Here is a 6,281-nt window from a genome sequence, read left to right on the forward strand (position 1 = left end):
ACCGACTTCATTTAAAGAAATTTTAGCTGGAAGTGAGTCCAATCCGTCACACATCACTGTTTGATTTAGTTGATTAACCTTAAGCCGATAGGCTTTCCAAGGTTTGATCAGGGTGCGAAACTTGAGTTTATTGTTAATTAAATCATATCTAGCTTTCGTTAAAAATTTCAAAAAAGTTAAATGCTGGCGCAGCGGATGACTTTTTCCAGAATTTTTTTGACTTATTCAGTTGAAGATAACTCTATAGGTGACTTCTTTCACTTAGTCTGGTTCGAAAATTTCCTTAAATAATTCGAACGGTTCATACTGTAGCGCTCGCAAATGCCTTAAAATGTGGAAAACTGTTTGTTTTAAGTCCAATTCAAGCTTGATGAGCAAGGTCAGTAAATAGACAATCAGTGCCAGTATGACTTGATTTTCTACACCTTCTTCTGACTTTGAAAAGTAGTTTTTAATCGTCATGTGTTGCTTGATATGCTTGAAAAAGAGCTCGATTTGCCACCGTGATTGATACATTTTACTAATCTCTTCAGCTGATACATCCATGCGGTTGGTGATAATTCTTAAATTGACTTGCTGCTTTCTCTCTATCGTCACAAGTCGAAAGAGACTCGTCAAGTAGACTTGACTGCCCAATTGAACCAATTGATCACTGATAATACCCGTTCCTTTAGGAACGTCTAGATGGCCTTGCACATGTACCTTCGTCTTTTTATGCATAAGAGAAAGTAAATGATAAAAAATCTCCAGTAATACATTTGGTTCAAGTGCCCGTAGGGCACGAGAAAGCTGAAAGTAACTGATAGAGACTATCCACATTACTTTTTTCAAATTCGGATTAACATGTTATTGGTCTAGGTGTCGTAAACTTTCTGTTTCATCGTTAACGGTATACAGAAAGAGCTTTATTACTTTCTTAAATGTCAATTTCTTTGCATAACGATCAAATTGTTCAATGGCTTGACGAGAATCTAAGCTTAATTGTTCTAATTTAATATACGAAAACCATTTTTATTTTATACTTATCCGTTCATAGATCCTTTGTATTGGTCTTCGATAAGTCATTCAAGTACTCATATAAAGGATTTTTTTATGCCATTGAACAGGTAAATATTTAATGCAACACTAGTGATTCACTATTTTTTTTGATTAGGTTATTTAATGTGAATTAATATTTCATCAATTTGTTTTTCATGTATTCTAAAAAAATATCTATCGGTTTATCATTCCACTTCTTATTATGTACTGCACGATGACAATTTGCACAAAGCATAATTAAGTCTAACTTTCTAGTCATCCTTTTTCCCATATATAGTGGTAAAATATGATGTGCTTCAATAAAATCAATCTCATATATTTTCTTGAATGAAAAGTTACACGCTTCACAAAAAAGTTCCCCATGCCTTTTAAGAAATTCCTTCTTTGCAATATTTATTATTTCTGGATTACGTTCAATTTGATAATGAATACGATGGCGTCTCATTCCTTCGACAGTTTCATACTCATTTGCTATTTCATTATCATAAGTCCAAGCATCGATCCTATCAAACTTTCTACTGTATATCATAAATGCTTCTTGTAAAGAATCTTTCACTTCCCAAATAAATAGTTCCTTCTCATAATATCCCTTAAAAAAATGACTCCAGTACCTTTCCTTTTTACTGTTTTTCCTTACATCAGCTACAAATGTATAACCTTTTTTTCTTAGCCGTTTAACTGTTTGAGCCATAGATGAATTATATACTTGATATGGACGTCCAGTTATTTCTGATATTAGTTTGGCGGATCCTTTACCACCCATTTCAACCACTAAGGCATAGATGGCTTCAAGCAAGACAGGAGTAAAACAGTCTTTCTCTTGTAACATCTGTATCCACTCATCGACAGTACAATTTTTTGCATTTGTTGGATAGTAATCTAATCCTTTTTGCATATCAATCACCTACCATTTTTTGCATTCTCAATTTGCATAGTAAACTTAGCTATCCAAAAACTCTTAAAACAACTAGTTTATTAATCAATCCGTCTTTTGGAACTATACTTTTTTTATTTCCGTTTCATCCCATTTTTCCCTTTTACAACATCACTTCTATTTTTCTTTTCCTCTTGTACCGCTTCAAATTATTCTTTTGAAATAATTGCTGGATGGTTATTTTCTGAAACATAATGTCTTGGTGTTCTCCCGCATTAAGTAGCCTAACAACACCGATATATTTCTCATTGCTTAGCATAACATCAATTGTTCTTTTGCACCAATTTTCTTTTCCGGTTGGGGTTTTTATTCCTAGTTTTTCTAACTCTCGCTTTATACCAATAATACTAAACCCGCGCAAATACAGTTCAAAAATTATTCGGACATTTTTAGCTACATCTTCCTTAATGATCAGTACTCCATCTGTATCATTTTCATAATCGTAACATTTTCGGTTATATAATTTTGATGTGCCTTGTGCCGCAAGACGTCTATAATCCCATTTAATATTTTCACTACGAGATTCGTTTTCGGCTTGTGCAATCGATTCGATAATTGAAATCATCAAGGCACTATCTGTATCAGCTCTATCGAGTCCTTCTAGTTCAAATATGACACGAACTCCAAGCACTCTTAGCTTATTCAACCCTTCAAGCACTTCAACGCTATCTCGGCCAAACCTGCTAATGTTTTTTGTTATCACAATTTCTATATTTTTTGCTTCACAATCTTTAATTAGACGATGAAATGTTTTGCGGTTAGACTTCGCTTTCCCTGAGGCAATATCTATGTATGTATCAATAAGTAACCACTTACATCTTTAATACCATTGATTTCCACCTATATTTTATTCTATATTAATTCAGATGTTTATACCAATGAACTTACGCTACTGTTTCTCAATTAAAAAGCATTAGCACACCGGCATGTTGTTGTGCCAGTGTGCTAATGTACTGTCTTTCATTACTCGATCATGATGCGTTTAGAGGTGTCGACCTGTTCCTTTTTAGGTACCTTAATTGTCAACACACCTTCTTCTAGTTTTGCCTGAACACTTTCTTCATTGGCATCTGCAAGGAATATGCTTCGTGACATCTGAGCATATTTTCTTTCACGATGAATATATTTTTTGTTTTTATCTTCAGAAACTTCTTCTTTTTTCACTGAAATGTTAAGTCTTCCTTCGTTAAGCGTAATCTCTACATCTTCTTTCTTTACTCCTGGAAGTTCTGCTTCAATTGTGTACTCTGTATCATTATCCTGAATGTCAATCTTAAATGTATCTGCCGCTAAACTTCTTTGCAATGGCCAGCTACCTGTAAAAAAGTCATCAATCATGTTGGAAAAATCTTCAAAACCAGTATTCATTACATCATTTCGTTTTCTGTTGAATGGAATTAATCCTGCCATAATAACCACTCCTTTACTTGTTTTTATTCTCATCATTAGCACTCTCTGTCGTTGAGTGCTAACTCTAATTTAGATATACACCACTTTTCAAAATCTGTCAATAGTTTTTTTGTTTTTTTACTTATTTTTTTTTATGCTGTAGTTGCCATACCACTGATTTCTAGATCATTCTCTTTATCAACTAATAGTACTATTTCCCGATTAAATGGAACGAAAGGCATAAAAGGATGGAGACCAAAGGAACCTTCACTGGCAAAGGCTAAGGTTTTACCACATAAATCCATAGCTCCAATTGCCTTATGTCTTGCAGCTTCAAATTGATTTCCCATACGCTCTATATCTCCGGTAGTTGAACTTCTCTCATACATATAATGGCTTTCTTACCCATTACTTAATTACTCGAATATCTTCTATATAGACTATCCCCGCATATTTTGAAGACAAATATTTATTGTATATCTTTTCAGCTACAGCTATAGCCTCTTCTTCATTCTCTATTATAATTTCTATTCTTATATTTTCACCAAATCTACTAAGTCCTCCAGATATTGATCTCATACCTCTTTCACCTTGTCCAGAAACATTCTGATAAATGGTATAAGCTTTAATACCTAAAGACTCTAAATATTCTATTATACGAGAACAGATTATTCTTTCAGTTATTATAATAATTTTCTCAGCACTTTTCAACATGTTGGTACACCTCCATCTATAAATTTGAAATTATATTTGCTATTTGATAGTAAAGGGGGATTCCTATTAAAATATTAAAGGGAAAAATAATCCCTAGACTCATTCCAATAGCCAAAGAGGGGTTGGCATCCGGAAAGGTACTTCTCATTACTGCCGGTGCAGATATAAAGGATGCTCCACCAGCCAATGCTGCAAACACAGTTGCTCCTCCTGGACTTAAGCCAATAAAAGTAGCTAATATTATTGCCATAAAAGCCTGTAATGGCGGGAGAATAATTGCTAACACCAATGTAACTGGCTTAACACTTTTTAGTTCAAAGATTCTTGAACCGGAAAGTATTCCTATATCAAGCATAAAAATTGTGAAAATTCCCTCAAAAATATTATCATAGAAAGGCATGAGACTTTTCGTTCCTTCAACACCTGATATTAATCCAATTAGAAAGCCACCAAAAATTAATAATGTTGATTTAGCTGTTAAAGATGTACGCAATATATCTCTTATATTATATTCACCTTTTTCTACTTCAACAGATCTTTTCTTTAAACCAACACGACCTAGAACAATACCGGTAAGTAAAGCTGCTGTATCCATAAAAGGGTACAAGGCAGGCACAAATTCCTCATAGCTAGCTCCCATTTGCTCTAAAAAAACCAAAACTGTTATAATGGTTACACTATTACATGCTCCATAATGTCCTGCTATGGATCCTGCATTTTCTGGATCAAATCCTATTTTTGACATTATATAGTATACTACAGTTGTAATTAAAATACCCATAATTATTGCGGATAAAGCAGGTATTACTACTCCTAGTATCCCTGTTTTACTCACTGCTACTCCACTCTGTAATCCTATGGATATTAAAATATATAATGTTATTGCTGATCCAATTGAATCAGGTATTTCAAGATCAGATTTAACTGATACCGCTATAACTCCTAATATAAAAAATAATATTGCTGGAGATAACATGTTGCTAAATGCAAATTCTAAAGAAATCATCTTACTTAACACCTCACCATTATTTTTAAAACTTATTTTTTCATTAATAAATTATAATTAATTACATGCGCAAAAATAAGGTCAACATCATATTACTAATTTTGAGGTAGTAGCCATGGATGCTGACCCACATTTGACTGGTGTATTCCACCTTTCATTTGTCTATCAACTTACCTTTATGTTCATAATTTTCATTACAATATAATTGTAAATTATAGGGACAGTAGTACACCTCCTTTCATTATATTAAGTGCTTATACCCTGGCTTTTGTAAAAGTATTTGAGATATTGTGTCATACTCTTAGTGGTGTTTGTTGTATAGAGTACCTAAGCAAAAAACCGACTTTTTCTAGCAAGGTACAGTATCCACATTTATAGTGGTATAACTGCCTTACGCTAGAAAAAAGTCGGTTTATCCTCAACTTACCCACTATTTCATCCAAAATGGGCCTTTGTAGATCTCCCTACTATTATTTTTTCTAAGACATTAGTTTTTTCTCTAAATCGCCAGATAATTTAAAGATCATAACCCGTTCACCGGTTTTTGTACTGATGTCCGTATGAAATGTTATTACTTCTTCCCCTGTTTTTTCTTTTATTATTTCACCTAACATATCTCGACCTGCTTCTACTAGATCTGCTCGAACTTTCTTAATAGATAATATTCCTTCTGATGTTTGGCAAACCTTATATTCTGCAGGTGTTAATATTCCTCTTAGAACAACAATGACCATATCCCTTAAAATGTCAGTTTTCACTGTTACGGATCCTCGTCCTAGAAAATCCTTCTCCCACAGTGTTAATGCCTTGCTTATTTCTGCTTCTAATTGACCTTTTGTTATGGTTGTTCCTCCTATCAAGGGTATTTCCTATCACCATATATTAAGGGTGACATACCGATTTGTTTCAATCTAAGCAACAAAACCCTAACCGTATTTTCATACAGACAATTAATTATTATCTTAATGCTAATACATTTGATAATTGTACTTATATTGAGCAACCTATTCTAACTTAAAAAAATTTAATTTAGCATAACATATATCTAATTCGTTGTAAATACATATAAAGTCATTGTATGTGTCAAGACTTTGGCGGAAACTTTTTTTCTAGAGATGGTAACTCTTCAATTTTAATATTAAAATGGCTCATTCTGTGTGTTTCATTACCCAAACATTTTCTTCAGTTGTCCCATTGGAC

At 33.3% G+C, this 6,281-nt stretch carries 8 protein-coding genes; all 8 read right to left on the minus strand.

The window, feature by feature from the left end:
* Positions 1 to 261: 261 nt before the first annotated feature.
* A complete protein-coding gene (locus ACYQ2O_RS09860; RefSeq protein ID WP_459770942.1) occupies positions 262 to 696 on the minus strand; it encodes a transposase in 435 nt (144 codons plus the stop codon).
* Positions 697 to 1,168: 472 nt separating this feature from the next.
* The gene (locus ACYQ2O_RS09865) at positions 1,169 to 1,933 is read right to left on the minus strand and encodes an HNH endonuclease (protein ID WP_346023755.1); all 765 of its coding nucleotides are present in this window, start codon (positions 1,931 to 1,933) and stop codon (positions 1,169 to 1,171) included.
* Positions 1,934 to 2,075: 142 nt separating this feature from the next.
* Complete coding sequence (locus tag ACYQ2O_RS09870; RefSeq protein WP_346023760.1) at positions 2,076 to 2,774, minus strand: recombinase family protein; 699 nt, start codon at positions 2,772 to 2,774, stop codon at positions 2,076 to 2,078.
* A gap of 161 nt (positions 2,775 to 2,935) precedes the next feature.
* Positions 2,936 to 3,382 (minus strand): Hsp20/alpha crystallin family protein, encoded by a 447-nt coding sequence (locus ACYQ2O_RS09875; protein ID WP_287027552.1) that lies wholly within the window; start codon positions 3,380 to 3,382, stop codon positions 2,936 to 2,938.
* Between the two features lie 131 nt (positions 3,383 to 3,513).
* Positions 3,514 to 3,711 (minus strand): DUF6671 family protein, encoded by a 198-nt coding sequence (locus tag ACYQ2O_RS09880; protein ID WP_346023756.1) that lies wholly within the window; start codon positions 3,709 to 3,711, stop codon positions 3,514 to 3,516.
* A gap of 58 nt (positions 3,712 to 3,769) precedes the next feature.
* The gene (locus tag ACYQ2O_RS09885; RefSeq protein WP_091268083.1) at positions 3,770 to 4,075 is read right to left on the minus strand and encodes a P-II family nitrogen regulator; all 306 of its coding nucleotides are present in this window, start codon (positions 4,073 to 4,075) and stop codon (positions 3,770 to 3,772) included.
* 16 nt (positions 4,076 to 4,091) lie between these two features.
* A complete protein-coding gene (locus ACYQ2O_RS09890; RefSeq protein WP_346023757.1) occupies positions 4,092 to 5,081 on the minus strand; it encodes a sodium-dependent bicarbonate transport family permease in 990 nt (329 codons plus the stop codon).
* A gap of 479 nt (positions 5,082 to 5,560) precedes the next feature.
* The gene (locus tag ACYQ2O_RS09895) at positions 5,561 to 5,941 is read right to left on the minus strand and encodes a Na-translocating system protein MpsC family protein (RefSeq protein WP_346023758.1); all 381 of its coding nucleotides are present in this window, start codon (positions 5,939 to 5,941) and stop codon (positions 5,561 to 5,563) included.
* Positions 5,942 to 6,281: the final 340 nt, after the last annotated feature.

The organism is Alkalibacterium sp. m-11 (genome assembly GCF_054658155.1).